The organism is Citrobacter sp. Cpo069 (assembly GCF_030332785.1).
GTDB classification, from domain to species: Bacteria; Pseudomonadota; Gammaproteobacteria; order Enterobacterales; family Enterobacteriaceae; genus Citrobacter; species Citrobacter portucalensis.
In genome coordinates, this window is record NZ_JAOWHD010000063.1 from 237,468 (window position 1) to 262,044 (window position 24,577).

General features: G+C 53.4%; 21 protein-coding genes. 6 read left to right on the forward strand and 15 right to left on the reverse strand.

What is annotated here, in order from left to right:
* Positions 1 to 3: 3 nt before the first annotated feature.
* Together nagA and nagB are read right to left on the reverse strand one after the other, a co-directional pair.
* On the reverse strand, positions 4 to 1,152 hold the full coding sequence (gene nagA, locus OGY08_RS23770; protein ID WP_125362503.1) for an N-acetylglucosamine-6-phosphate deacetylase: 1,149 nt from the start codon (positions 1,150 to 1,152) through the stop codon (positions 4 to 6).
* Positions 1,153 to 1,213: 61 nt separating this feature from the next.
* A complete protein-coding gene (gene nagB / locus OGY08_RS23775; protein WP_003022803.1) occupies positions 1,214 to 2,014 on the reverse strand; it encodes a glucosamine-6-phosphate deaminase in 801 nt (266 codons plus the stop codon).
* Between the two features lie 342 nt (positions 2,015 to 2,356).
* On the opposite strand from nagB, the gene nagE reads away from it, so the two are divergent.
* The 4 genes from nagE to OGY08_RS23795 all read left to right on the forward strand — a co-directional run bounded on the left by nagE (position 2,357) and on the right by OGY08_RS23795 (position 8,386).
* A complete protein-coding gene (gene nagE, locus OGY08_RS23780; RefSeq protein ID WP_048235881.1) occupies positions 2,357 to 4,306 on the forward strand; it encodes a PTS N-acetyl glucosamine transporter subunit IIABC in 1,950 nt (649 codons plus the stop codon).
* A gap of 187 nt (positions 4,307 to 4,493) precedes the next feature.
* Positions 4,494 to 6,161 (forward strand): glutamine--tRNA ligase, encoded by a 1,668-nt coding sequence (gene glnS / locus OGY08_RS23785; RefSeq protein ID WP_125362504.1) that lies wholly within the window; start codon positions 4,494 to 4,496, stop codon positions 6,159 to 6,161.
* A 436-nt stretch (positions 6,162 to 6,597) separates the two neighbouring features.
* Positions 6,598 to 8,004, forward strand: coding sequence for a chitoporin ChiP (gene chiP / locus OGY08_RS23790; protein WP_008784105.1), 1,407 nt, complete (start codon positions 6,598 to 6,600; stop codon positions 8,002 to 8,004).
* Positions 8,005 to 8,053: 49 nt separating this feature from the next.
* Complete coding sequence (locus OGY08_RS23795) at positions 8,054 to 8,386, forward strand: ChiQ/YbfN family lipoprotein (RefSeq protein WP_008784106.1); 333 nt, start codon at positions 8,054 to 8,056, stop codon at positions 8,384 to 8,386.
* Positions 8,387 to 8,437: 51 nt separating this feature from the next.
* Here OGY08_RS23795 and OGY08_RS23800 read toward each other — a convergent pair whose 3' ends face one another.
* The 9 genes from OGY08_RS23800 to ybfF form a co-directional block, all read right to left on the reverse strand.
* On the reverse strand, positions 8,438 to 9,733 hold the full coding sequence (locus tag OGY08_RS23800) for an MFS transporter (RefSeq protein WP_079934611.1): 1,296 nt from the start codon (positions 9,731 to 9,733) through the stop codon (positions 8,438 to 8,440).
* A gap of 53 nt (positions 9,734 to 9,786) precedes the next feature.
* Positions 9,787 to 10,926: a tricarballylate utilization 4Fe-4S protein TcuB gene (gene tcuB, locus OGY08_RS23805; RefSeq protein WP_125362505.1), complete on the reverse strand. Its 1,140-nt coding sequence runs from the start codon at positions 10,924 to 10,926 to the stop codon at positions 9,787 to 9,789.
* The gene (tcuA, locus tag OGY08_RS23810) at positions 10,913 to 12,316 is read right to left on the reverse strand and encodes an FAD-dependent tricarballylate dehydrogenase TcuA (protein ID WP_125362506.1); all 1,404 of its coding nucleotides are present in this window, start codon (positions 12,314 to 12,316) and stop codon (positions 10,913 to 10,915) included. The genes tcuB and tcuA overlap by 14 nt, the downstream gene beginning before the upstream one ends.
* 97 nt (positions 12,317 to 12,413) lie before the next feature.
* Complete coding sequence (gene tcuR, locus OGY08_RS23815; protein WP_125362507.1) at positions 12,414 to 13,340, reverse strand: tricarballylate utilization LysR family transcriptional regulator TcuR; 927 nt, start codon at positions 13,338 to 13,340, stop codon at positions 12,414 to 12,416.
* A 127-nt stretch (positions 13,341 to 13,467) separates the two neighbouring features.
* Entirely contained in the window at positions 13,468 to 13,914 is a 447-nt protein-coding gene (gene fur, locus OGY08_RS23820; protein ID WP_003022836.1) for a ferric iron uptake transcriptional regulator, read from the reverse strand.
* Positions 13,907 to 13,993: a ryhB-regulated fur leader peptide gene (locus OGY08_RS23825; RefSeq protein ID WP_100247215.1), complete on the reverse strand. Its 87-nt coding sequence runs from the start codon at positions 13,991 to 13,993 to the stop codon at positions 13,907 to 13,909. Before OGY08_RS23825 ends, fur begins: the two co-directional genes overlap by 8 nt.
* Positions 13,994 to 14,203: 210 nt before the next feature.
* A complete protein-coding gene (fldA, locus tag OGY08_RS23830) occupies positions 14,204 to 14,734 on the reverse strand; it encodes a flavodoxin FldA (protein ID WP_003022839.1) in 531 nt (176 codons plus the stop codon).
* 155 nt (positions 14,735 to 14,889) lie between these two features.
* Entirely contained in the window at positions 14,890 to 15,177 is a 288-nt protein-coding gene (gene ybfE / locus OGY08_RS23835; protein ID WP_125362508.1) for a LexA regulated protein, read from the reverse strand.
* A 128-nt stretch (positions 15,178 to 15,305) separates the two neighbouring features.
* Complete coding sequence (gene ybfF, locus OGY08_RS23840) at positions 15,306 to 16,079, reverse strand: esterase (RefSeq protein WP_048236466.1); 774 nt, start codon at positions 16,077 to 16,079, stop codon at positions 15,306 to 15,308.
* 194 nt (positions 16,080 to 16,273) lie between these two features.
* Here ybfF and seqA point away from each other — a divergent pair, with 194 nt between their 5' ends.
* Both seqA and pgm read left to right on the forward strand, forming a co-directional pair.
* Positions 16,274 to 16,816, forward strand: coding sequence for a replication initiation negative regulator SeqA (gene seqA / locus OGY08_RS23845; protein ID WP_048214679.1), 543 nt, complete (start codon positions 16,274 to 16,276; stop codon positions 16,814 to 16,816).
* A 24-nt stretch (positions 16,817 to 16,840) separates the two neighbouring features.
* Positions 16,841 to 18,481 carry a phosphoglucomutase (alpha-D-glucose-1,6-bisphosphate-dependent) gene (pgm, locus tag OGY08_RS23850; RefSeq protein ID WP_008784117.1) on the forward strand — a complete coding sequence of 547 codons (1,641 nt, stop codon included), beginning with the start codon at positions 16,841 to 16,843 and terminating at the stop codon, positions 18,479 to 18,481.
* A gap of 96 nt (positions 18,482 to 18,577) precedes the next feature.
* Here the strand turns inward: pgm and kdpE are convergent, their stop codons facing one another.
* From kdpE to kdpB, 4 genes are read right to left on the reverse strand one after another with little or no spacing between them, the layout of a single operon-like run.
* Positions 18,578 to 19,255, reverse strand: a complete 678-nt coding sequence (gene kdpE, locus OGY08_RS23855; protein WP_048226088.1) for a two-component system response regulator KdpE — start codon at positions 19,253 to 19,255, stop codon at positions 18,578 to 18,580.
* Positions 19,252 to 21,936 (reverse strand): two-component system sensor histidine kinase KdpD, encoded by a 2,685-nt coding sequence (kdpD, locus tag OGY08_RS23860; RefSeq protein WP_032942706.1) that lies wholly within the window; start codon positions 21,934 to 21,936, stop codon positions 19,252 to 19,254. Before kdpD ends, kdpE begins: the two co-directional genes overlap by 4 nt.
* A gap of 10 nt (positions 21,937 to 21,946) precedes the next feature.
* On the reverse strand, positions 21,947 to 22,513 hold the full coding sequence (gene kdpC / locus OGY08_RS23865; protein ID WP_048214676.1) for a potassium-transporting ATPase subunit KdpC: 567 nt from the start codon (positions 22,511 to 22,513) through the stop codon (positions 21,947 to 21,949).
* Positions 22,514 to 22,521: 8 nt separating this feature from the next.
* Positions 22,522 to 24,570 (reverse strand): potassium-transporting ATPase subunit KdpB, encoded by a 2,049-nt coding sequence (kdpB, locus tag OGY08_RS23870; protein WP_020996545.1) that lies wholly within the window; start codon positions 24,568 to 24,570, stop codon positions 22,522 to 22,524.
* Positions 24,571 to 24,577 lie beyond the last annotated feature (7 nt).

A 24,577-nucleotide genomic window follows, 5' to 3' on the forward strand; every position in this document is an offset into this window, starting at 1 on the left:
CTCTTACTCAGTAACGACCTCGTTGCCATTAACGATGGTCTTGATGATTTTAAAGTCGTGCGTGAACGCAGTCAGGTTGGCTACTTTGCCTGGCGCGATGCTGCCGAGTTGTTTGTCGACGCCAATGGCGCGAGCAGGGTAGAGCGTTGCCATGCGTAAGACTTCGTCGAGAGCGATATTCGCATGTTCGACCAGATTGCGTATGCCTTCAATCATGGTTAATGATGAACCGCTCAACGTACCGTTCTCATCAACACACAGTCCATTGCGGTAGTATATTGTTTTACCAGCGAAAATGAACTGTTCAATGTTTGCACCTGCTGGCGCGGTCGCGTCAGTAACCAGGCACAGCTTGTCGCCTTTCAGGCGCTTAGCATTACGAATGTTAACGTAGTCAACGTGCAGGCCATCGGCGATGATACCGCAGTAGATATCGGCTTCATCCAAGATAGCGCCCGCCAGACCGGGTTCGCGGCCGGTAATGTACGGCATCGCGTTGAACAGATGCGTTGCAAAGGTAATACCTGCACGGAATCCGATTTTTGCTTCTTTTACCGTTGCATTGGAATGACCCGCAGAAACCACGATACCCGCATTCACCAATTTGGTGATGACCTCTACCGGGACCATTTCTGGTGCCAGTGTGACTTTGGTGATCACATCCGCATTATCGCACAGGAAATCAACCAGTGCAGCGTCCGGCTGACGGACAAATCCCGGATTATGGGTGCCTTTTTTAACAAGATTCAGCCACGGGCCTTCAAGATGAAGTCCTAATGCCTGATTCGGGTGTTTCGCCAGGTATTCACGCATCACGCGAACACCTTGTTTCATCAGGTCATCGCTGGTGGTGATAAGCGTTGGCAAATAGTTGGTGCAGCCAGATTTTTCATTGGCTTTTTGCATGATTTCCAGCGTTTCAACGGTTACGGCTTCTGCCGTATCGTTAAACTGCACACCGCCGCAGCCGTTCAGCTGTACATCAATAAAACCGGGGGAAACAATGGCCCCATTCAGTGAGCGCTGTTCAATCCCTGACGGTAATTCAGCCAGTGGGCAAACGCTGTCGATCAGGCCATTGGCGACAACAATCGCATGGTCATCAAGAATTTCGTGACCGGTAAAGATCCGGCCCTGGGTTAAAGCATACATTCCGACCCCCGATTTCAAAAAAATGCCGCCCTGCAACTTATCGACAGGGCGGAGACATCAATTACAGACCTTTAATATTTTCCGCTTCTAACTCGTTGAAGTATTTCAGCGTCTTCACTTTCAGTTCCATGGTGGAAGGCTCATCGCAGACCACAACGGCTTTTGGATGCAACTGCAGGCAGCTGATGGTCCACATGTGGTTAACGTTGCCTTCAACGGCGGCTTGCAGCGCCTGTGCTTTCTGGTGGCCCAGAACCAGGATCATCACTTCTTCAGCATCCAGCAGGGTGCCCACACCAACGGTCAGCGCATATTTAGGTACCTGGCTTACGTCGCCGTCAAAGAAGCGTGAGTTAGCAACACGTGTGTCGTGAGTCAGCGTTTTGATGCGGGTACGGGAAGCCAAAGAGGAAGCTGGCTCGTTGAACGCGATGTGACCATCGTTGCCTACACCGCCCATAAACAGGTGGATTTTACCGTAAGAACGGATTTTTTCTTCATACTGACGGCATTCTGCATCAATATCCGGCGCGTTACCATTGAGGAGGTTGATGTTTTCTGCTGGAATATCAACGTGATCAAAGAAATTGCGGTGCATAAAGCTGTGGTAGCTTTCCGGATGCTCTTTCGGCAGGCCAACATATTCGTCCATGTTGAACGTAACAACATGCTTGAAGCTCACCTGGCCCGCTTTGTGCATTTCAACCAATGCTTTATAAGCTGTCAGCGGAGTACCGCCAGTCGGCAGGCCCAGAACGAACGGACGATCTGCCGTTGGTTTGAACGCGTTAATACGGTTAACGATATGGCGAGCAGCCCATTTGCCGACTTGTTCAGCGGTATTCAGGGGGATCAGTCTCATTCTTCACCTCAAAAGTAAAAGTAAGCAGTTGGCGGATTGAGTCTCTGTGCAGTAATAAGCGTAACCTGGTTTTGCATCGGTAAGGATCAATCCGTTTCGATTTTTTGAATGATAAAATAAGTTTTCGTAGTTAGCCAGTGAAAGGGAGGGTTAATAACGATATTTGGTGACTGGAATCACAAAAAACACGCGTTTAATTTGCGATACGAATTAATTTTTCACACACTCTGAATGTAGATGAATGGTTAATATCGTTGTTCCAGAATCTTGCTGTCAGGAATGGTCGCACAATAAAAATATGGCTTCAAAGAAGCCTAATCGGGGTCTCGTAGGGGGAATAAAATGAATATTTTAGGTTTTTTCCAGCGGCTGGGTAGGGCGTTACAGCTCCCCATCGCTGTGCTGCCAGTCGCGGCACTGCTGCTGCGATTCGGCCAACCAGATTTACTTAACGTACCCTTCATCGCGCAAGCGGGTGGGGCCATCTTTGATAACCTCGCGTTAATTTTTGCGATCGGTGTTGCTTCCAGCTGGTCAAAAGACAGCGCAGGTGCAGCAGCGCTGGCAGGTGCGGTCGGTTATTTCATATTGACCAAAGCAATGGTTACCATTAACCCTGCAATCAATATGGGCGTGCTGGCTGGTATCATCACCGGTCTGGTCGGCGGTGCCGTGTATAACCGCTGGTCTGGTATCAAACTGCCTGACTTCCTGAGCTTCTTTGGCGGCAAACGCTTTGTGCCGATCGCCACTGGCTTCTTCTGTCTGGTGCTGGCTGCTATCTTCGGTTACGTATGGCCGCCGGTACAGAACGCCATCCATGCGGGTGGTGAGTGGATCGTGGGCGCTGGCGCGCTGGGTTCCGGTATCTTTGGTTTCATCAACCGTCTGCTGATCCCAACCGGTCTGCATCAGGTGCTGAACACCATCGCCTGGTTCCAGATTGGCGAATTTACTAACGCTGCAGGTACCGTATTCCACGGTGACATCAACCGCTTCTACGCGGGTGACGGCACTGCGGGTATGTTCATGTCTGGCTTCTTCCCAATCATGATGTTTGGTCTGCCGGGTGCGGCGCTGGCGATGTACTTCGCGGCTCCGAAAGCACGTCGTCCGATGGTTGGCGGTATGCTGCTGTCCGTTGCGATCACCGCGTTCCTGACCGGTGTTACCGAGCCGCTTGAATTCCTGTTCATGTTCCTGGCTCCACTGCTGTACCTCCTGCACGCACTGTTAACGGGTATCAGCCTGTTCGTTGCAACACTGCTGGGGATCCACGCAGGCTTCTCCTTCTCCGCAGGTGCTATCGACTACGTGTTGATGTACAACCTGCCAGCAGCAAGTAAGAACGTCTGGATGCTGGTGGTGATGGGGCTGGTGTTCTTCGTTATCTACTTTGTGCTGTTCAGCGCGGTTATCCGTATGTTTAACCTGAAAACGCCGGGCCGCGAAGATAAAGAAGACGATATCGTTACTGAAGAAGCCAACAGCAACACTGAAGAAGGTTTGGCTCAACTGGCAACCAACTACATTGCAGCGGTTGGCGGTACTGATAACCTGAAAGCGATTGATGCCTGTATCACTCGTCTGCGTCTGACCGTTGCCGACTCCGGTCGCGTAAACGATGCTATGTGTAAGCGTTTAGGTGCATCTGGAGTAGTTAAGCTGAACAAGCAAACTATCCAGGTCATCGTGGGTGCGAAAGCCGAATCCATCGGCGACGAAATGAAGAAAGTTGTCGCGCGTGGTCCGGTGGCAGCAGCATCTGGTGAAAGTGCGCCAGCAGCAGCGGCCCCAGTAGCAAAACCGCAGGCTGTAGCGAATGCAGTCACCGTTGAAGCGCTGGTTTCTCCGATTACTGGTGACGTAGTTGCGCTGGAACAGGTTCCTGATGAAGCCTTCGCCAGCAAAGCAGTAGGCGACGGCGTGGCAGTGAAACCAACGGATAAAATCGTGGTTGCTCCGGCTGCGGGCACTATCGTGAAAATCTTCAACACTAACCATGCGTTCTGCCTGGAAACTGTTAAAGGCGCGGAAATCGTGGTCCATATGGGCATCGATACCGTAGCGCTGGAAGGCAAAGGCTTTAAGCGTCTGGTTGAAGAAGGTGCGGAAGTTACTGCAGGCCAACCGATTCTGGAAATGGATCTGGAGTTCCTGAACGCTAACGCACGTTCGATGATAAGCCCGGTTGTGTGCAGCAACAGCGATGATTTCGGCGCTCTGGTTATTAAAGCCGAAGGTCATGTGGTTGCCGGTCAAACACCACTGTATGAGATTAAAGGTAAATAACTGCTCCTGAGTAAAGTGAGTTAAGTGCCTTAAGCGGCGGGGGATATTCCTCCGCCGCTTTTTTTTGCAGCAAATGCCCTCATATATCCTGTTGAAACACCTTTTTTGTGCAACTAATAGTTGTCTCCTGACGTCGCTTATAAGATCATACTCCGTTATACGTTGTTTACGCTTTGAGGAATCCACGATGAGTGAGGCTGAAGCCCGCCCGAGTAACTTTATTCGTCAGATCATCGATGAAGATCTGGCCAGTGGTAAGCACACCACTATCCATACCCGTTTTCCGCCGGAGCCAAATGGCTATCTGCACATTGGCCACGCGAAATCCATTTGTCTGAACTTTGGCATTGCGCAAGATTACCAGGGCCAGTGCAACCTGCGTTTTGATGATACGAACCCGGTTAAAGAAGATATCGAGTACGTTGAGTCGATTAAAAACGACGTTGAATGGTTAGGTTTCCACTGGACTGGCGACATTCGCTACTCTTCGGATTACTTCGATCAGCTTCACGCCTATGCGGTAGAGCTTATTAATAAAGGCCTGGCGTACGTTGACGAACTGTCAGCGGACGAAATCCGCGAATACCGCGGCACGCTGACTCAGCCTGGCAAAAATAGCCCGTACCGCGATCGTAGCGTCGAAGAGAACCTGGCGCTGTTCGAAAAAATGCGTACCGGTGGTTTTGAAGAAGGTAAAGCCTGCCTGCGCGCGAAAATCGATATGGCTTCGCCGTTTATCGTGATGCGCGATCCGGTGCTGTACCGCATTAAGTTCGCCGAACACCACCAGACCGGCAACAAGTGGTGCATCTACCCGATGTACGACTTTACCCACTGCATCAGCGATGCGCTGGAAGGCATTACGCATTCCCTGTGTACGCTGGAGTTCCAGGATAACCGTCGTCTGTACGACTGGGTGCTGGACAACATCACCATTCCGGTTCATCCGCGTCAGTACGAATTCTCGCGCCTGAATCTGGAATATACCGTGATGTCCAAGCGCAAGCTGAACCTGCTGGTGACCGACAAGCACGTTGAAGGCTGGGACGATCCGCGTATGCCGACGATTTCTGGCCTGCGTCGTCGCGGTTACACCGCTGCCGCGATCCGTGAGTTCTGCAAACGCATTGGCGTGACCAAACAAGACAACACCATTGAGATCGCTTCTCTGGAATCCTGTATCCGCGAAGATCTGAACGAAAACGCCCCGCGCGCGATGGCGGTTATCGATCCGGTTAAACTGGTTATCGAAAACTATCCGCAGAGCGAAAGCGAATTGGTCACCATGCCTAACCATCCGAACAAACCGGAAATGGGCAGCCGCGAAGTGCCATTTAGCGGTGAAATTTGGATCGATCGCGCAGACTTCCGTGAAGAAGCGAACAAGCAGTACAAGCGTCTGGTGATGGGCAAAGAAGTACGTCTGCGTAATGCTTATGTGATCAAAGCCGAACGTGTTGAGAAAGATGCGGAAGGGAATATCACCACCATTTTCTGCACCTACGATGCCGACACCCTGAGCAAAGACCCGGCCGATGGTCGTAAAGTCAAAGGCGTTATTCACTGGGTGAGCGCGTCCCATGCGCTGCCGATTGAAATCCGCTTGTACGATCGTCTGTTTAGCGTGCCAAATCCAGGCGCGGCGGAAGACTTCCTGTCCGTTATTAACCCGGAATCGCTGGTCATTAAGCAGGGTTACGGTGAGCCGTCGCTGAAGGCAGCGGTTGCAGGTAAAGCGTTCCAGTTTGAGCGTGAAGGTTACTTCTGCCTGGACAGTCGTTATGCAACGGCTGACAAGCTGGTGTTTAACCGTACCGTTGGTCTACGTGACACGTGGGCTAAAGCGGGCGAATAAGCCGCAACACATCCTCTCTAAACGCCGCTTCATGCGGCGTTTTTTTTCGCAAAAAAACCGTGTTCCAGGCTCCGTTTGCGGAGCGAATTAATTACATGTCCGTAATAATGGACTGGGCGAATGTTTTTACGTTTAAATAACTTACCTCAATATGAAATGGGCTGAAACCGATTTCATCTCCATGGAAAACAAGCGATTTTTTCATTTTTTCAACGCTTTTTTATCTTCCGATGAAAATGTAACAGAAAGCAATCAAATATGTGCGGTTGCTCATACTATTACATACTCGTTACAGAAAGAGATTGATAATTCGCGTCGCGAAAAATAGTCTATTCATTGTAGTCACTGAGGTTTTCTTAGCGCTACTTTTTTATTTTTTGTTTTTTCGCTGTCCGCTTTTGTCGGCAGCATTTTATACGTCAAAGAGGATTAACATATGCGTACGTTTAGTGGCAAACGTAGTACGCTGGCGCTGGCTATCGCCGGTATCACAGCAATGTCGGGTTTTGTTGTCGCTCCGCAGGTACACGCCGAAGGATTTATTGATGACTCAACCTTAACCGGCGGCATCTATTACTGGCAGCGTGAGCGTGACCGTAAAGATGTGACCGATCATGACAAATACAAAACCAACCTTTCTCACTCCACCTGGAACGCTAACCTCGACTTCCAGTCCGGTTACGCGGCCGATATGTTTGGTATTGATATCGCGGCATTTACCGCTATTGAAATGAACGAAAGTAGCGAAAGCGGCCATCCAAACGAAATCGCATTCTCTTCCAAAAATAAAGGCTATGACGAGGATTACTCCGGCGATAAGAGCGGGATTAGCCTTTATAAAGCAGCAGCTAAATTTAAATACGGCCCAACCTGGGCGCGCGCCGGTTACATTCAACCAACCGGGCAGACTCTGCTGGCACCGCACTGGAGTTTTATGCCAGGTACCTATCAGGGTGCTGAAGCCGGTGCCAACTTCGATTACGGTGATGCTGGCGCACTGAGCTTCTCCTATATGTGGGCTAACGAATATAAAGCACCGTGGCACACTGAAGTCGATAAATTCTATCAGGCTGATAAAAAGACCAGCGTTGATTACCTGCACTCAATTGGCGCGAAATATGACTTCAAGAATAACCTGTTGTTGGAAGCGGCATTTGGTCAGTCTGAAGGTTATGTCGATCAGTACTTCGCAAAAGCCAGCTATAAATTTGATTTAGGCGGTAACCCATTTACCACCAGCTACCAGTTCTACGGCGCACGCGACAAAGTTGATGATCGTACCGTGAACGATATTTATGATGGCACTGCCTGGTTGCAGGCGTTGACCTTTGGCTACAAAGTGGCAGAAGTCGTCGACCTTCGTCTGGAAGGGACCTGGGTTAAAGCGGACGGCCAGCAGGGTTACTTCCTGCAGCGTATGACCCCAACCTACGCCTCTTCAAACGGTCGTCTGGATGTCTGGTGGGATAACCGTTCTGACTTCAACGCCAACGGTGAAAAGGCAGTCTTCTTCGGCGCAATGTATGACCTGAAGAACTGGAATCTGCCGGGCTGGGCGGTAGGCGCGTCCTACGTTTACGCATGGGATGCTAAGCCATCAACCTGGCAGCTCAACCCGGATGCGTACTATGACAAAAACCGGACTATCGAAGAATCTTCTTACAGCCTGGATGCGGTCTACACCCTGCAGGAAGGTCGTGCGAAGGGCACCATGTTTAAGCTGCACTTCACTCAGTACGACAACCATTCAGACATTCCGAGCTGGGGCGGTGGCTACGGCAACATGTTCCAGGATGAGCGCGACGTGAAGTTCATCGTTATTGCTCCGTTCACCATCTTCTAATGCCAACAGCGGCAGGCCGGGTGTCTGCCGCCTCGTTGAGGAAAGTGCTATGAAAAAACTGATACTCATCGCCGTTATGGCATCAGGGCTGGTGGCGTGTGCGCAATCTCCTGCGCCGAAAGAGGACAGCCGTCTGAAAGAAGCCTACAGCGCGTGTATTAATACCGCGCAGGGATCGCCGGAGAAAATTGAAGCCTGCCAAAGCGTGTTGAATGTGCTGAAGAAAGAAAAACAGCACCAACAGTTTGCCAATGAAGAAAGCGTACGCGTGCTGGATTATCAGCAGTGTATCCAGGCCACGCGCACGGGTAACGGTCAGTCCGTCAATGCTGATTGTGACAAGGTCTGGCAGGAAATACGCAGTAAGAATACTGCGCAGTAAATTGAAAAAATGAAAATACAACGGGCGGAGAATTCTCCGCCCGTTTGCATGTCAGAGTTTCTGTTCGGCCGGTTGATAATGACGACTCAGGCGGACAAACAGCATTGCCGTGGCGGCGAGTCCGCAAAGTGCCGCGCACATCAGCCACCATCCCGGCGAGCTTTTATCTCCGGTTAGCTGGACCAGCGCCGTGGATATGACGGGTGTCAGACCGCCAAAAATCGCCGTAGCAAGACTGAAGGCCAGTGAAAAACCCACCGTACGGACATAGACAGGCATCACCTCGGTGAGTGCCGCGACCATTGCCCCATTGTACATACCAAAAAAGAACGAGAACCAAAGCAGGACCAGCGTCATGCGCATAAAATCTGGCGCGGCGGTGAGCCAGTGCATGACCGGCCAGGTGGTGAGCAGTGCGAGTACGGTAATCCCCATCAACACCGGGCGGCGACCAATTCGGTCAGAAATCGCTCCGCCAATCGGCAGCCAGATAAAGTTAGAAATACCGACCAGCATGGTGACGATCAGGCTGTCGCGAGCGCTCAGATGGAGTACAGCCCTGCCATAGGTCGGGGTATAGACGGTAATAAAGTAAAACGTCGTTGTGGTCATCGCCACCAGCAGTGTACCCGCTGAGATCAGACGCCAGTTTTTGATGATAGTGGTGAAAATTTCCCTGGTGTCGGGACGGTGTGTACGTTGTAAAAATGCGTCCGTTTCCTGAAGCGAGCGGCGCAGGACGAAGATCAACGGAATAATCATACAACCAATAAAGAACGGAATGCGCCAGCCCCATTCAGAGATTTCATCGTGCCCCAGCGTGGCATTCAGGCCGTAGCCAATCAGCGCTGCCACCACAATGGCAACCTGTTGGCTGGCGGACTGCCAGCTGGTGTAGAAACCTTTATTGCCAGGCGTGGCGATTTCAGAAAGATAAACCGAAACGCCGCCCAACTCTACGCCCGCAGAGAAGCCCTGCAATAATCGACCGACTAATACCAGCACAGGAGCCAGCAGGCCAATACTTTGATAACCGGGTACCAGGGCAATCAGCAGGGTACCGCATCCCATAATGGCCAGCGTCACCATCAGCCCTTTCCTGCGACCAATTCTGTCGATATAAGCACCCAGCACGATTGCGCCAACGGGCCGCATTAAAAAACCCGAACCGAAAACCGCAAAGGTCAACATGAGCCCGGCAAACTCACTCTCCGCGGGGAAGAAAGTCTTTGCGATATAGGTGGCGTAAAACCCGAACAGAAAAAAGTCGAACTGTTCGAGAAAATTACCGCTGGTTACCCGCAGTATTGCGCCGAAAGTTCCGGTGCGCGATGGTTGTTGTGTCATTGGGTTTGCTCCACTGTCTTATCATAATATTTATAGAGGTAAGAGTGTGCGGGTTAGTCGCCTGTGACCCCCGCCTGTTTGCCGCGCCGTTTCTCAATCGCCCACTTGAGTAAGGCTGCGCAGCGGTAAAATCCGTGGGCAAATTTTCCGTAAGGAATGGTCAGAAAAAGCGCCATGACCACGCCGAGATGAATGGCCAGTAAAATAGCCATCCATGAGGTATCTCTTCCCGCCAGCAGCGCCAGACCGGTCAGACTGGTCAGCAGCAGCAGCAAAATAAAACCGCGATCCATCGGTTTTTGCCGGGCGTCGCCGTGTAGCGGTGAGCGCCTGAAATTAAGCCATAGCAAGCCAGCCGGGCCGACAACCAGGCCAATGCCACCCAACGTGCCCAGCATGACCGGAATGCTGAAGAACGGGTACGGTGCTTCTATGCCTGCAAAGTAGTGATAGCCCGTTGCCACCACGGTGGCGGCAAAGCAGAGCATAAATCCATAGAAGGTAAAGTGGTGGAAACGGCGACGCATCAGGGTGAAGGCATCATCCGCATCGTTACAACCTTTGCCATGGCCTCCATCGAGATACTTCAGCGTCAGCGCATTGTGCGAGGCTTCAGCAATCTCGGCGGAACGCGGCATGCCCGGAGAAATCTCGCGCCAGAAGCGGATCACGCCTGCCATCAGCAAACCGATCGCCAGAACAAAGACCGAACCAAACATCCAGGCCAGCAGGTTATGCGGGAAAATTTGATAGAAATCCCCGGCCAGTGGAGGATGGAATAATGAACCTTTCAAACTTATAGCGAGGAGTAAAAACAGGATCAGACCGAAAACCAGCGCCAGCGTCACGGTTACGCCTGCGCGACGATAAAGCGTGCCAAAGGCGGCGGGTTGCGCGTAATGCTGATAGGTTTCGAGCCGGACTTCCGCCATCGCCTTCGGCACGTTTATGGCAAATTCATGAGGCGGGGCATACTGACACGCGTGCAGGCAAGCGCCGCAGTTATGGCACAAGTTTGCCAGATAATTGATATCCGCTTTACCGAATTCCAGACGCTGAGTCATGGCCGGGAACACGGCGCAAAAGCCTTCGCAATAGCGGCAGGCGTTACACACCTGCATCACGCGTTCAACTTCAGCTTCCGGTTCGGTGATAATTTGCGCTTCGATGATCAGTTTCTCAAGCTGCTTCATGACGTGTCTCCTTACGTGCGGCCAGCGCGGCTTCTTTTCCGGCAATGCGGCCAAAGGTCGTGCCGATCGACATCCCCACGCCTGCGGTGTAACCCTTGCCCAGCACGTTGCCCGCCATCATCTCTCCGGCGACGAACAGGTTACGGCTTGGAAGCCCTGCAAAATGCACAGCGGCGCGTTCGTTCACTTTTAACCCAAGATAAGTGAAGGTGATTCCTGGCCGAAGGGCGTAGCCGTAGTAAGGCGGTTGATCCAGCGGTCGCGCCCAATGCGTTTTCGCGGGTAGCAAATCTTTAGTGGCGCAGTTATCCAGAACGGTATGGTCGAACTGACCTGGCTGGCAGGCGTTGTTGTACTCTGTCACGGTGTGGGTAAAGCGTTCGGCATCCAGTCCTAACTGAAAGGCCAGTTCAGCCAGCGTATTGGCCTGCGTGCCAGGAAAGACCGGAGGCATGAAGTGTCCGATAGCTTTACTGTCGATGATGGAGTAGCCAATCTGTCCTGGCTGTTGAGCGACCAGACGTCCCCAGATGGCGTAGCGTTTCGGCCAGAAATCTTCGCCTTCATCATAAAAACGATCTGCGTCCCGGTTCACCACAATACCGAGCGAGACGCAGTCCACGCGAGTGCAAATTCCGCCATCATATAATGGTGCTCTGGCATCAATAGCAACACAGTGTGACTGGGAGGGATCGCCGATAATGTCTGCGCCAGCATCCATCATAAATTTGAGCAGTACGCCCTGATTAAAACGCGTGCCGCGAATCAGGAAGTTATCCGCAGGCCACTCGCCGCGCTCGTTCTCTCCCCACGCTTCTCGTAGCCATTCGCGGTTAGACTCAAACCCGCCCGCGGCAAGCACGCAGGACTTAGCGGTGATGCGCTCTTCGCCTGCCAACGCTGCCACGAACTCGCCATTACGCAGTTCAAGCGCCTGAACGGGGGTGTTATAGCGAATTTGAACGCCCAGCTTTTCTGCGCTGCGATAATAGGCATTCACCAGGGCCTTTCCACCGCCCATAAAAAAGGCGTTGGTTCGCGCCACGTGCAAAGCGCCGGAGAGAGGAGGTTGAAAGTTAACGCCGTGCTGACGCATCCAGTCACGGCATTGTGAAGAGGTACGGATCACCAGACGCGCCAGCGCTTCGTTGGTATTCCCTTCCGTGACGCGGCGCAGATCCTGCCAGAACTCCTCTTCCGGATAGCTTTCCACCAGCACATCCTGCGGCGCATCATGCATACAGCGCAGATTACGCGTGTGTTGGGAGTTTCCTCCGCGCCATTCACGGGGAGCCGCTTCGAGCAGGAGTACCGAAGCTCCTTGCTCGCGGGCGGACAAGGCAGCGCATAACGCGGCATTGCCACCGCCAATCACCAGAACATCAACCATCGTATACTCCATTACCATTTAACTAATTGTTAAATTTGTAATTGAAATGTATACGCACGGCTTGTGCGGGCGCTATGACGTAGCGCTAAAGAGGGCTTTAGTTATTGTAAAGGATGGCACCTGGCCAGCTTCCTGCTTCTACCAATTGATGCATCACTTTCGTCAGTACCACGCGGGCAGCGAGGCCCGCCGGGGTGAGCTCATCGTCAGAGAGGCTCACCAGAAAGTTGGGGCGGCTAAGTATCGGATTATGGACGCCGATCACTCTTAGCGTCTCTTTATCGAGATGGGAAATCGCCGCTCCGGGTTGAAGAGTGGCGCCAATGCCACTGCGCACGGCGCGCATCAGCAGCGCCAGACCATCAATTTCTGTCGCGATCTCAATGTTCAGCGTGTGTTCCTGACTAATTGCCTCCAGCCTGCCGCGCAGACCGTGGCCTGGGCTTGGCATTATCAATGGAATACTCGCCAGTTGGGCAGGCGCAATATTGTCATCGGCAATATCAGCCAGTAGGGCATGGGTCCCAATCAAAAACAGCCGTTCTTCGAGAATCGGTCTGGCACTCCAGCGCAGGATCTTCTCTTTCTGAAACACGACAGCCAGATCAATCTGGCGGGTATTAATCATCCGTTCCAGATTACCAGAGAGACTTTCCACCACGTGCAGGCGAACATCGCTATAGCTTTCCCGCATGGCGTGAATAAAAGGCATACCGAGAACGGAAGCGGTACTGGGAGCCATACCGACGCTGACGTGCCCGGAAAGCCGGGACTCTCGTGCGGCGAGGATCGCATCGTCTGCGTGACGGAGCGCCAGCTGCGCCTGGGAGTAAAAAGCCAGTCCGGCGCTGGTGGGCGTCACGCCTCGCGAGGTGCGCTGCAGCAGGCGAATAGCGAGTTCGTTTTCCAGACGCGACATTTGCTGGCTGAGTGCCGAAACCCCGATATTGAGATCGAGTGCCGCGCTACCCATGCTGCCGGTTTCTACAATGCGCACAAAATAGCGTAGCTGGCGAAGTTCCATTTCGACTCTCCGGAAGGGGCAATTGATTTTACATTAAAGCAACACAGGAGCGGAGGGAAGGGGAAAAGGGCAGGTAACGCCCATAAAAAAAGCCAACCGGAAGGTTGGCTTTTCAAAAAGCATTACATTATTTGCCGTCGTGGGCATGCTCATCTTCGCGGCAATCGCCTTCGGCGCAGTGACCGTAAAGATAGAGGCTATGGTTAGTTAAGCGAATGCCATGTTTAGCCGCAATCTCACGCTGGCGCGCTTCGATGGAATCATCGCTGAACTCGACCACTTTGCCGCAGTCGAGGCAAATGAGGTGATCGTGGTGATGCTGTTGAGTCAGTTCGAAGACGGATTTACCACCTTCAAAATTATGGCGGGTCACGATACCGGCATCATCAAACTGGTTCAGCACACGATACACGGTCGCCAGACCAATCTCTTCACCCATATCGATCAGGCGTTTGTATAAATCTTCCGCACTGACGTGATGGTTATCCGGTTCCTGAAGAACTTCCAGAATTTTTAAACGAGGAAGCGTTACTTTCAGGCCAGCCTTCTTTAATGCGGTATTGTTGTCAGTCATGCGGAATCTGTCCTGTAGCTAAACGATTCACTTCATTAACAGAAGTGACAGAAATTGCACTTGAGATAATGCGTATCATTATAGAACTGCCATGGCTAAATGAAAACTGCAAGTCTCTGGCATATATTGTTAATCAAAACGTGGTATCGCCGACAAACACACTGTGCAACACCCGATTGGCATCCAGCCATTGTACAGGGTCAGACGAAAAAGTTACAAATTTGTAGCAATTATTTTGATTGGTTTTATCTATTGATGCGGCGCAGATGGAAATCTGCGCCGCACGAAATCAGGCATTAATGATTTCGTCGAGGTGCAGCTCTTCAGAGATCTGCTTAACCCATTTTTCTACGCGTTCTGCTGTCAGTTCTGGCTGGCGATCTTCATCGATAGCCAGACCGACAAAGTGATCGTCGTCAGCCAGGCCTTTAGACGCTTCAAAGTGATAACCCGCAGTCGGCCAGTGACCAACGATAGTTGCGCCGCGCGGTTCGATGATGTCGCGAATGGTCCCTAACGCATCGCAGAAATATTCTGCGTAATCTTCCTGGTCGCCGCAGCCGAACAATGCAACCAGTTTGCCATTAAAATCAATGTCTTCGAGGGTAGGGAAGAAGTCGTCCCAGTCACACTGAGCTTCACCGTAGTACCAGGTTGGGATGCCGAGCAGCAGAATGTCATAACCTTCGAGGTCTTCTTTGCTGCTTTTTGCAATGTCATGAACATCGGCAACGTCTTTACCAAGCTGTTTTTGAATCATTTTTGCGATGTTTTCGGTATTACCGGTGTCGCTGCCGAAAAAGATGCCAGTGATTGCCATGAGTAAAATAACCTCTTGAAACTTATTGAAATGGTGGTGGCGCATTGCCCACGGATAAGGGCAATCATAGCAGAACAGTCAGGCATGCGGAAACAGCAAACACGCAGGACTGCACTCTGTGCTACACGATTTATGATTTAGAGCAGAAATTCAGACTATGCCTGACCGCGCAATGTGCTGAGTTGGGTCATCAGCATCTCTTCGATGAGTTCACTGCGACTCATGTTGCGCGCCTCAGCCAGCTCGTTCAGAACGTCAACGGCATCAGCGTTCAGTTTCAGTTCGACACGCTTAAGCCCGCGAACTTTGTCACGCTTAAGCTGATTACGTTTATTAATACGTAACTGTTCATCACGCGAGAGCGGATTAGTTTTGGGTCGTCCCGGGCGACGCTCCTGCGCGAACAGATCTAATGTCGTACGGTCCGTTTGTTCTTTGGCCATGATCTTGGTGACTTCGGGGAAACAATCAGCCAGGCGTCTGCCCGGATGGATAGCGCGCCATAATACATCAGCAGGGGTGACACGCCAACGCCCACGCGCGTAATCGCGCGCAGACGCTGAGTTTTTAATCAGTTAGCCTGTTCGTTCAGATAACGACGGATGGCGCGCAGCACCGCCTCCGGTTTTTCCGCATGGACCCAATGACCGGCTCCTGCAATAACATGCGCCCGAGCCTGTGGGAATTGCGCCAGCAGTTGTTCGCGATACGCTTCGGTAACATACGGTGAGTTGCCGCCAGGGATAAACAGCGCCGGGTGCTCCCACGCAGGAATGGTTTCCCAACCGACGATATGAGGATACTGATCCCACAGCACGGGAACGTTAAAACGCCATTCGCCGTCGACGAAAGATTTCAGCAGAAACTGGATTACGCCTTCCTCATGCAGATGTTGACGCATGACGCTGGCCGCCTGCTGACGCGAAGTGGCCTGGGCATCGGTTACGGCATTAATAGCGGTAAAGATCGCATCGTGACGGCGAACATGATAGTCGACCGGAGCAATATCAATGGCCACCAGTCGATCGATACGATCAGGAGCCAGTGCGGTTAACGCCATGACGGCTTTCCCCCCCATCGAGTGACCAATAAAGGTCGCCTTTTCTATTTGCTGAGCGTCCAGCGTATCCAGCAAATCTTGCGCCATGGCCGGATAATTCATCTCAGGGGAACGAGGGGAGAGGCCATGATTTCGCATATCGACCTGGATGATATCGTGATCGACCACCAGATCGCGTGCCAGGATCCCCAGGTTATCCAGACTGCCAAACAGGCCGTGAACCAGGACGATGGGAGAATTATTGTGCAGGTTTTGCGCAGATTGCGCTCGGATATTCAATTTCATGGCAAAGTTCTTTTTTTCACACTCACGGGTTAGGGTATCATGTTGACCATTCTGCCACATGGCTGCAACAACTACGGTTACTCTGAGTTTTGCTGGCCACCAGGCTTGACGCTATCCGCTGTTGGGATTTGCCTTTACACTACGTGTGTTTACCCCGACAACTTGTATTCAGCTAAACACTGCACTGGATTAAGATGAAAACGATTGAAGTTGATGATGAACTCTATAGCTATATTGCCAGCCACACCAAGCATATTGGCGAGAGCGCATCCGACATTTTACGGCGTATGTTGAAATTTTCCGCCGCATCACAGCCTGTCACTCCGGTAGTCAAAGAAGTCCGCGCTGTGCAACCTGTCGTGGAAGCTAAGCCGGTTAACCCCGTAAAAGATAAAGTGCGCGCGATGCGTGAACTACTGCTGTCCGACGAATACGCGGAACAGAAGAAAGCAGTAAATCGCTTTATGCTGGTGCTGTCTACACTCTATTCACTGGATCAAAACGCGTTCGCCGAAGCAACGGAATCGTTGCATGGCCGTACGCGCGTTTATTTTGCAGCGGATGAACAGACGCTGCTGAAAAATGGTAATCAAACCAAACCGAAACACGTGCCAGGCACGCCGTACTGGGTGATCACCAACACCAATACCGGCCGTAAATGCAGCATGGTTGAACACATCATGCAGTCAATGCAATTCCCTGCGGAATTGATTGAAAAGGTTTGCGGAACAATTTAATCCTTGCATTAGAAGGACCAGGCAATGGCAATCCACAACCGTGCAGGTCAACCTGCGCAACAGAGTGATTTGATTAACGTCGCCCAACTGACGGCACAGTACTATGTACTGAAACCAACAGCAGGGAACGCTGAGCACGCCGTTAAGTTCGGTACGTCCGGACATCGCGGCAGTGCAGGTCGTCATAGTTTTAACGAGCCGCATATTCTGGCTATCGCTCAGGCGATTGCTGAAGAACGTGCGAAAAACGGGATTACTGGCCCGTGCTATGTGGGCAAGGATACCCACGCGCTGTCTGAACCGGCTTTTATCTCTGTACTGGAAGTGCTGGCGGCGAACGGCGTTGACGTCATCGTGCAGGAAAATAACGGCTTTACGCCAACCCCTGCTGTGTCGAATGCTATCCTGGTCCACAATAAAAAAGGAGGCCCGCTGGCTGACGGCATTGTGATCACGCCGTCCCACAACCCGCCGGAAGATGGCGGCATTAAATACAACCCGCCAAACGGTGGTCCGGCAGATACCAACGTCACCAAAGTGGTGGAAGACAGAGCCAACGCGCTGCTGGCTGACGGTCTGCAAGGCGTGAAGCGCATGTCGCTGGACGCTGCGCTGGCATCTGGTCATGTAACAGAGCAGGATCTGGTTCAGCCGTTTGTTGAAGGACTGGCTGACATCGTCGACATGGCGGCGATCCAAAAAGCGGGTCTGACACTGGGTGTCGATCCGCTGGGCGGTTCCGGTATCGAATACTGGAAGCGTATTGCTAAGCACTACAACCTGAACCTGACTATCGTTAACGATCACGTTGATCAGACTTTCCGTTTCATGCATCTCGACAAAGATGGCGCAATCCGCATGGACTGCTCCTCCGAGTGCGCGATGGCGGGCCTGCTGGCGCTGCGCGACAAGTTCGATCTGGCCTTTGCCAACGACCCAGACTACGACCGTCACGGTATCGTCACCCCGGCAGGGCTGATGAATCCGAACCACTATCTGGCGGTGGCGATCAACTACCTGTTCCAGCATCGTCCGCAGTGGGGCAAAGATGTTGCCGTTGGTAAGACGCTGGTGTCCTCGGCGATGATTGACCGCGTGGTGAATGATTTAGGGCGTAAACTGGTCGAAGTGCCGGTTGGCTTTAAATGGTTTGTTGACGGTCTGTTCGACGGCAGCTTTGGCTTTGGTGGTGAAGAGAGCGCGGGGGCATCTTTCCTGCGTTTCGACGGTACACCGTGGTCGACCGACAAAGACGGCATCATCATGTGCCTGTTGGCGGCAGAAATTACCGCAGTGACCGGTAAGAATCCGCAGGAGCACTACAACGAACTGGCTGCCCGCTTTGGTGCGCCGAGCTACAACCGCCTGCAGGCAAGTGCGACCTCCGCGCAGAAAGCGGCGCTGTCTAAGCTGTCTCCGGAAATGGTGAGTGCCAGCACGCTGGCGGGCGACCCGATCACCGCACGTCTGACGGCGGCACCGGGCAACGGTGCTTCTATCGGCGGTCTGAAAGTGATGACTGACAACGGCTGGTTTGCCGCTCGTCCGTCCGGCACCGAAGACGCTTATAAAATCTACTGCGAGAGCTTCCTCGGTGAAGAACATCGCAAGCAGATTGAAAAAGAAGCGGTTGAGATCGTCAGCGAAGTGCTGAAAAACGCGTAAACCGTAGGCCGGATAAGACGCTAGCGTCGCTATCCGGCATGAATTAAAAAGCCGGATAGCTTTGTGCTGATCCGGCTTTTTTTATTCGGCTTAGATTCACGGCATAAACCGATAACCAATCCCGGTTTCGGTCAGAAAATGACGCGGACGCGCCGGGTCCTGTTCCAGCTTCTGGCGCAGGTGTCCCATGTAAATTCGCAGATAGTGACTGTGTTCGACGGCGTTCGGTCCCCAAACCTGATTTAGCAACTGGCGTTGCGTTAGTACCTTTCCGGCATTATTCAGCAGTACCGCTAACAGGCGAAACTCAATCGGCGTCAGATGAATCTCTTCATCACCACGATGTACGAGCCGGGCGGCGATATCTACTTTTACGTTGGAAAAATGCACCACCGGCTCGGGAGACGCGCCGCTGGCGTGGCGGCGCAATGCCACGCGTAATCGCGCCTGTAGCTCGCCAATACCAAATGGTTTACTGAGATAGTCATCGGCACCGGCATCCAGAGCGGCGATTTTATCGCTTTCTTCGCTGCGGGCTGAGAGCACAATTACCGGTATCGCGCTCCATTGTCGCAGGTCACGAATAAAATCAATGCCGTCACCGTCCGGCAGACCGAGATCGAGAATGATGAGATCGGGTTTTCGCGTGGCGGCTTCCAGCAGACCACGTTGCAGCGTTTCCGCTTCATATACACGCAGACCATCGGCTTCCAGCGCGGTGCGCAGAAAGCGACGGATAGCCTGTTCATCTTCAACAATCAGTACGTTCGTCACATATCCTCATGAAAATCTTCAAGTTCAGGGGGGATTTCCTGGGGCAGTGTAACACGGAAACATGCTCCTCCCTGTGCGCGATTGTGGACGGAAATCGTACCGCCGTGCACGTCCACAATGGCCTGACAGATTGCCAGCCCCAGCCCAACGCCCGGTACCGATGACTCTTTGTTTCCCCGGGAAAACTTGTCAAAAACTCGCTGCTCCATACCCGATGGAATGCCGGGGCCATTATCCCAGACGTCCAGTTGCAGGTGTTCGCCATCGACGCTGGCATCAATACCGATTTGCGCCGCTGGACCTGCGTATTTAACGGCGTTTTCCAGCAGATTAATCAGCACCCGTTCAAAGAGTGGGCCATCGACGTGGATCAGCGTCAACGGTGCTGGTAGCGACAAATTAATAGGAGCAGAGAGTCCTGGCTCCAGCATCTGCAGGGCGCTGCCGACCACCTCTTCCAGTGTTAACCACTCCTTCTTAAGATTAAAGCCGCCAGACTGAATTCGCGCCATATCCAGCAGGTTATTAACCAGTCGGGTCGTATTAAGGACGTGCTGGCGAATCTCACTGGCCTGGCGCGCGTGCGGCGATCCTTCGCTTGCCAGATCCAACGTTAAGATCTCTGCCTGACCAAACAGCACCGTTAGCGGTGTACGTAAATCGTGGGAAAGGGCGGCGAGCAGCGCGTTGCGAATGCTTTCGCGCTCGCTGGCAAACCGGGCTTGCTCTTCGCTGGCAGTCAGCGTCAGACGCTCCAGCGCACTGGCGACCAGTAAAGTAAAAGTTTCCAGCAGGCGTTGCTGTTCGGGGATCATCAACTGGCGTAAATTTCCTGGTTCCACAACCAGCAGCCCATGCGTTTTGTCAGCACTTTTTAACGGTAAAATTTGATACGGCACACCTGGCAACGTGTCAGTACCTGCGCCAGCCGGTTGCCCTTTATCAAAGCTCCATTGGGCAATGGCATCATCCCACGGCGTCATGCCCTGTTGATGGGTGAGAGGGGCCAGCTTACCGTTCTCACCGGGCAGTAAAACCTGGCTGCGGGCCTGGAACGTTGAGGCAATAAACTGTTCGCTGGTGGCGGCAATATCTTGCTGACTACGCCCAACGGCCAGCGCTTTCGACATCTCATACAAATGGCGCGTACGTTGTTCACGATAACGGGCCACCCGCGCCTGATAACGCACTCCGGCGGTCAGATTACCAATAACCAGCCCTACCGTTAGCATCACGGCGAAGGTGAGCAGGTACTGGACATCGGAAACGGCCAGCGTGCCACGCGGAGCGATAAAGAAGAGATCGAAGCTGGCGACGTTAATAAAAGTTGCCAGCACCGACGGCCAGCGTCCGTAAAAGAGGGCGATAACCACCACGCCCAATAAATAGATCATCACCAGGTTGGCGGCGTCAAAGGCCATCAACCACTGCATGGCAATCAACGTAATGATGGCGCACAGCGCGACGGCAACCACACAACCCTGAATTTGTACCCGCCATTTATCCTTAAAGGTGCGGTTATCTGCAGTTTGTAGCACAGGGCGCGAAGGTGGCTCATCGAGTGCAACAATCATCAGGTCGAGATCCGGTGCGCGATGGGCCAGTTTGTCAGCAAAGGAATCACTGCGCCACCAGCGTCGTGTAGTCGGACGTCCGAGGACAATTTTTCCCAGATTATGCTCACGAGCGTAGCGGATTACAGCCTTGTCTTCAGCGGGATCGGAAAGGGTGGCGGTTTCTGCACCCAGCTCCTGGGCTAACCGCAGAGCGCTTAGGATTGCCCGGCGCTGTTTTTCGGGCAGTCGGTGCAGCGCTGGCGTTTCGACATACACTGCATGCCAGACGCTGCCGAGGCGCGCTGCCAGACGCGCGGCAGCACGCACCAGCTTTTCGCTGCCGGTATTGTGTCCAATGCACAGTAAAATGGCGTCACGGGTATGCCAGACTTTTTCTTCCCCCGGACGCCCTCGCCAGGCACGCATCTGATCGTCAACCCGATCGGCCGTGCGGCGCAGGGCCAGCTCACGTAGCGCGATCAAGTTCCCTTTGCGAAAGAAATGCTCGATGGCTCTTTCCGCCTGACCGGCGATATAGACCTTGCCTTCGTTCAGGCGTTGGCGCAAATCGTCGGGGGGAAGATCGACCAGCACCACATCGTCGGCGGCATCGAAAAAAGGATCGGGGACGGTTTCGCGAACCTGAATGCCTGTGACGCCGCTGACCACATCATTGAGGCTTTCCAGATGCTGCACGTTGACGGTAGTAAAAACGTCAATGCCGGCTTCGAGCAGTTCTTCAATATCTTGCCAACGCTTAGGGTGGCGTGAGCCAGGCGCATTACTGTGCGCCAGTTCATCCATCAAAATGAGCGCCGGACGGCGGGCCAGCGCCGCGTCGAGATCGAACTCGCTGATATGACGACCATGGCGCGCCTGTCTCTTTAGCGGCAGGATGCTGAGACCGTCCAGCAGCGCGGCGGTCTCTTTGCGTCCGTGGGTTTCCACCACGCCAATCAGCACATCTAACCCCTGCGCCCGCAGCCGCTGGGCCTCTGCCAGCATGGCCCAGGTTTTACCGACGCCTGCACACGCGCCGAAGAAAATTTTCAGTTTTCCGCGGTGCGGGGCAGCGGTCTGCTCCAGCAGGCGATCGGGGTCGGGGCGTAAGGGTTCGTTATGCATGTCCTTTTTCTCAGTGCTTATCCAGCGCTAAATTAAGTTCTACCAGGTTCACCACCGGCTGGCCGATAAAACTGACCAACGGCTTTTGCGTGTATTGTGCAACCAGGCGCGTGACTTCTTCAACGCTGAGGTTGCGAGCCTGCGCCACGCGGGGGATTTGCCAGGCCACCGCGGCGGGTGTCAGGTTGTTGTCCAGCCCGCTGGCAGAAGCCGTTACCAGCTCTACCGGAACGGCAGGATTTGCCTGCGGGTTGGCGGCACGCAGCGCGGCTATCCGGCTTTGAAGCTGTTTATCCAGTTCCGGGTTGCTGGCTGCCAGATTGCTGCCGCCTGAAGCCATTGGATTATAGGGCATTTCTGCTGTAGCAGACGGGCGTCCCTGAAAATAACCGGCCACGGTAAAATGTTGCCCAATGAGCGCAGAGCCGCGAACGACCTGACCTTCACGCAGAAGCGAGCCGTTAGCCTGGTGGGGAAACCACCACTGCCCCAACGCGGTGGTCAACAACGGGTAAGCCCCGCCGGTGATAAGCATCAGGAAAATCAATGTTGATAATGCAGGACGTAATCCACTCATCTGAAACCTCACACCAGACCCAGCAGGGTCAGCAGTAAATCAATTGCTTTGATACCGATAAACGGCACAACCAGACCACCCAGACCATAGATCCACAAATTACGGCGCAGCATTGCGGATGCGGATAACGGTTTGTAGCTCACGCCTTTAAGCGCCAGCGGGATCAGAAAGACGATAACCAGCGCATTAAAGATAACCGCGCTGAGGATCGCCGAGTCCGGCGAATGCAGACCCATCACGTTAAGCGCATTCAGCTGCGGGTAGGTGGCGGCAAACGCGGCCGGGATAATGGCGAAATACTTCGCCACATCGTTGGCGATACTGAAGGTGGTCAGCGAACCACGCGTCATCAGCATCTGTTTACCAATGTGCACCACTTCAATCAGCTTGGTGGGGTTAGAGTCGAGATCCACCATGTTGCCCGCTTCCTTCGCCGCCTGGGTCCCGGAGTTCATGGCGACTGCCACGTCGGCTTGCGCCAGCGCCGGGGCGTCATTGGTTCCGTCGCCGGTCATCGCCACCAGACGACCTTCCGCCTGATACTGACGAATCAGCGCCAGCTTGGCTTCCGGCGTGGCTTCAGCTAAGAAGTCATCTACCCCGGCTTCTGCCGCAATCGCGGCAGCGGTCAGGCGGTTATCGCCGGTGATCATCACCGTTTTGATGCCCATTTTACGCAGTTGGGCAAAACGTTCCTTGATTCCGCCTTTTACGATATCTTTCAGGGCAATCACGCCCAGCACGCGGGAGCCTTCGGCAACCACCAGCGGCGTAGCACCTAGGCGTGCGACGTTTTCGACCTTCTGCTCCACGTCGGCAGGGAAGTGGCCGCCGTTGGCTTCGACGTGACGACGAATAGCATCGACCGACCCTTTGCGGATCATGCGGTTGTCGATGTTGATCCCGCTCATCCGACTTTGGGCGGTAAACGGTACAAAGGTGGCGTGTAGTGATTGCACGTCGCGAATACGCAGATTAAAGCGCTGTTTTGCCAGAATCACGATACTGCGGCCTTCAGGGGTTTCATCGGCCAGAGATGAAAGCTGCGCGGCGTCGGCCAGCGTTTTTTCGTCCACGCCCTGGGCGGGCAGGAAATCTGAAGCCTGGCGGTTACCCAGCGTAATGGTGCCGGTTTTGTCCAGCAGCAGTACGTCCACGTCACCCGCAGCTTCTACTGCACGTCCGCTGGTGGCGATGACGTTCGCGCCCAGCATGCGGCTCATCCCGGCGACGCCAATTGCGGAGAGTAGCCCGCCGATGGTGGTGGGGATCAGACACACCAGCAGGGCAACCAGTACCGTGACGCTGACCGCGCTACCACCCCAGGCGGAAAACGGCCACAGCGTGGCGGTCGCCAGCAGAAAAACGATGGTCAGGGCTATTAACAGGATCGTCAGGGCGATTTCATTCGGCGTTTTACGCCGCTGCGCGCCTTCAACCATGGCGATCATTCGGTCGAGAAACGTTTCACCAGGGTTTACGCTACATTCAATCACCAGCCAGTCGGAGAGGATGCGGGTCCCGCCGGTGACGGAGGCGAAATCACCACCGGATTCACGAATGACCGGCGCGGATTCACCGGTAATGGCGCTTTCATCCACCGATGCGCCACCTTCGATGACTTCGCCGTCACACGGGATAATATCGCCCGCTTCTACTAACACGATATCTCCTTTGCGCAAATCCTCCGCCGGAACGTGATCCATGGCGGCACCGTATTTCGGTTCGCGGAGTTTGCGAGCAAAAGCGGTCTTTTTAACTCCTTTCAGACTGTTAGCCTGAGCCTTACTGCGTCCTTCCGCCAGCGCTTCGGCAAAGTTGGCGAACAGAACGGTGACCCACAGCCACAGACTTATCGCGCCGGTAAACCACGGATTGCCTTGCATATGGCCTGTGGCCATTGCCAACGTTAACAGGGTTGTCAGCAGACTGCCCAGCCAGACGATAAACATCACCGGATTGCGCCACTGGGTATGTGGGCTTAATTTTTTCACGGCGTCCATCAGCGCCTGTGCGACCAGAGAGGGTTCGAACAGCGCCAGTTGCTTGCGACTCATAGTCATG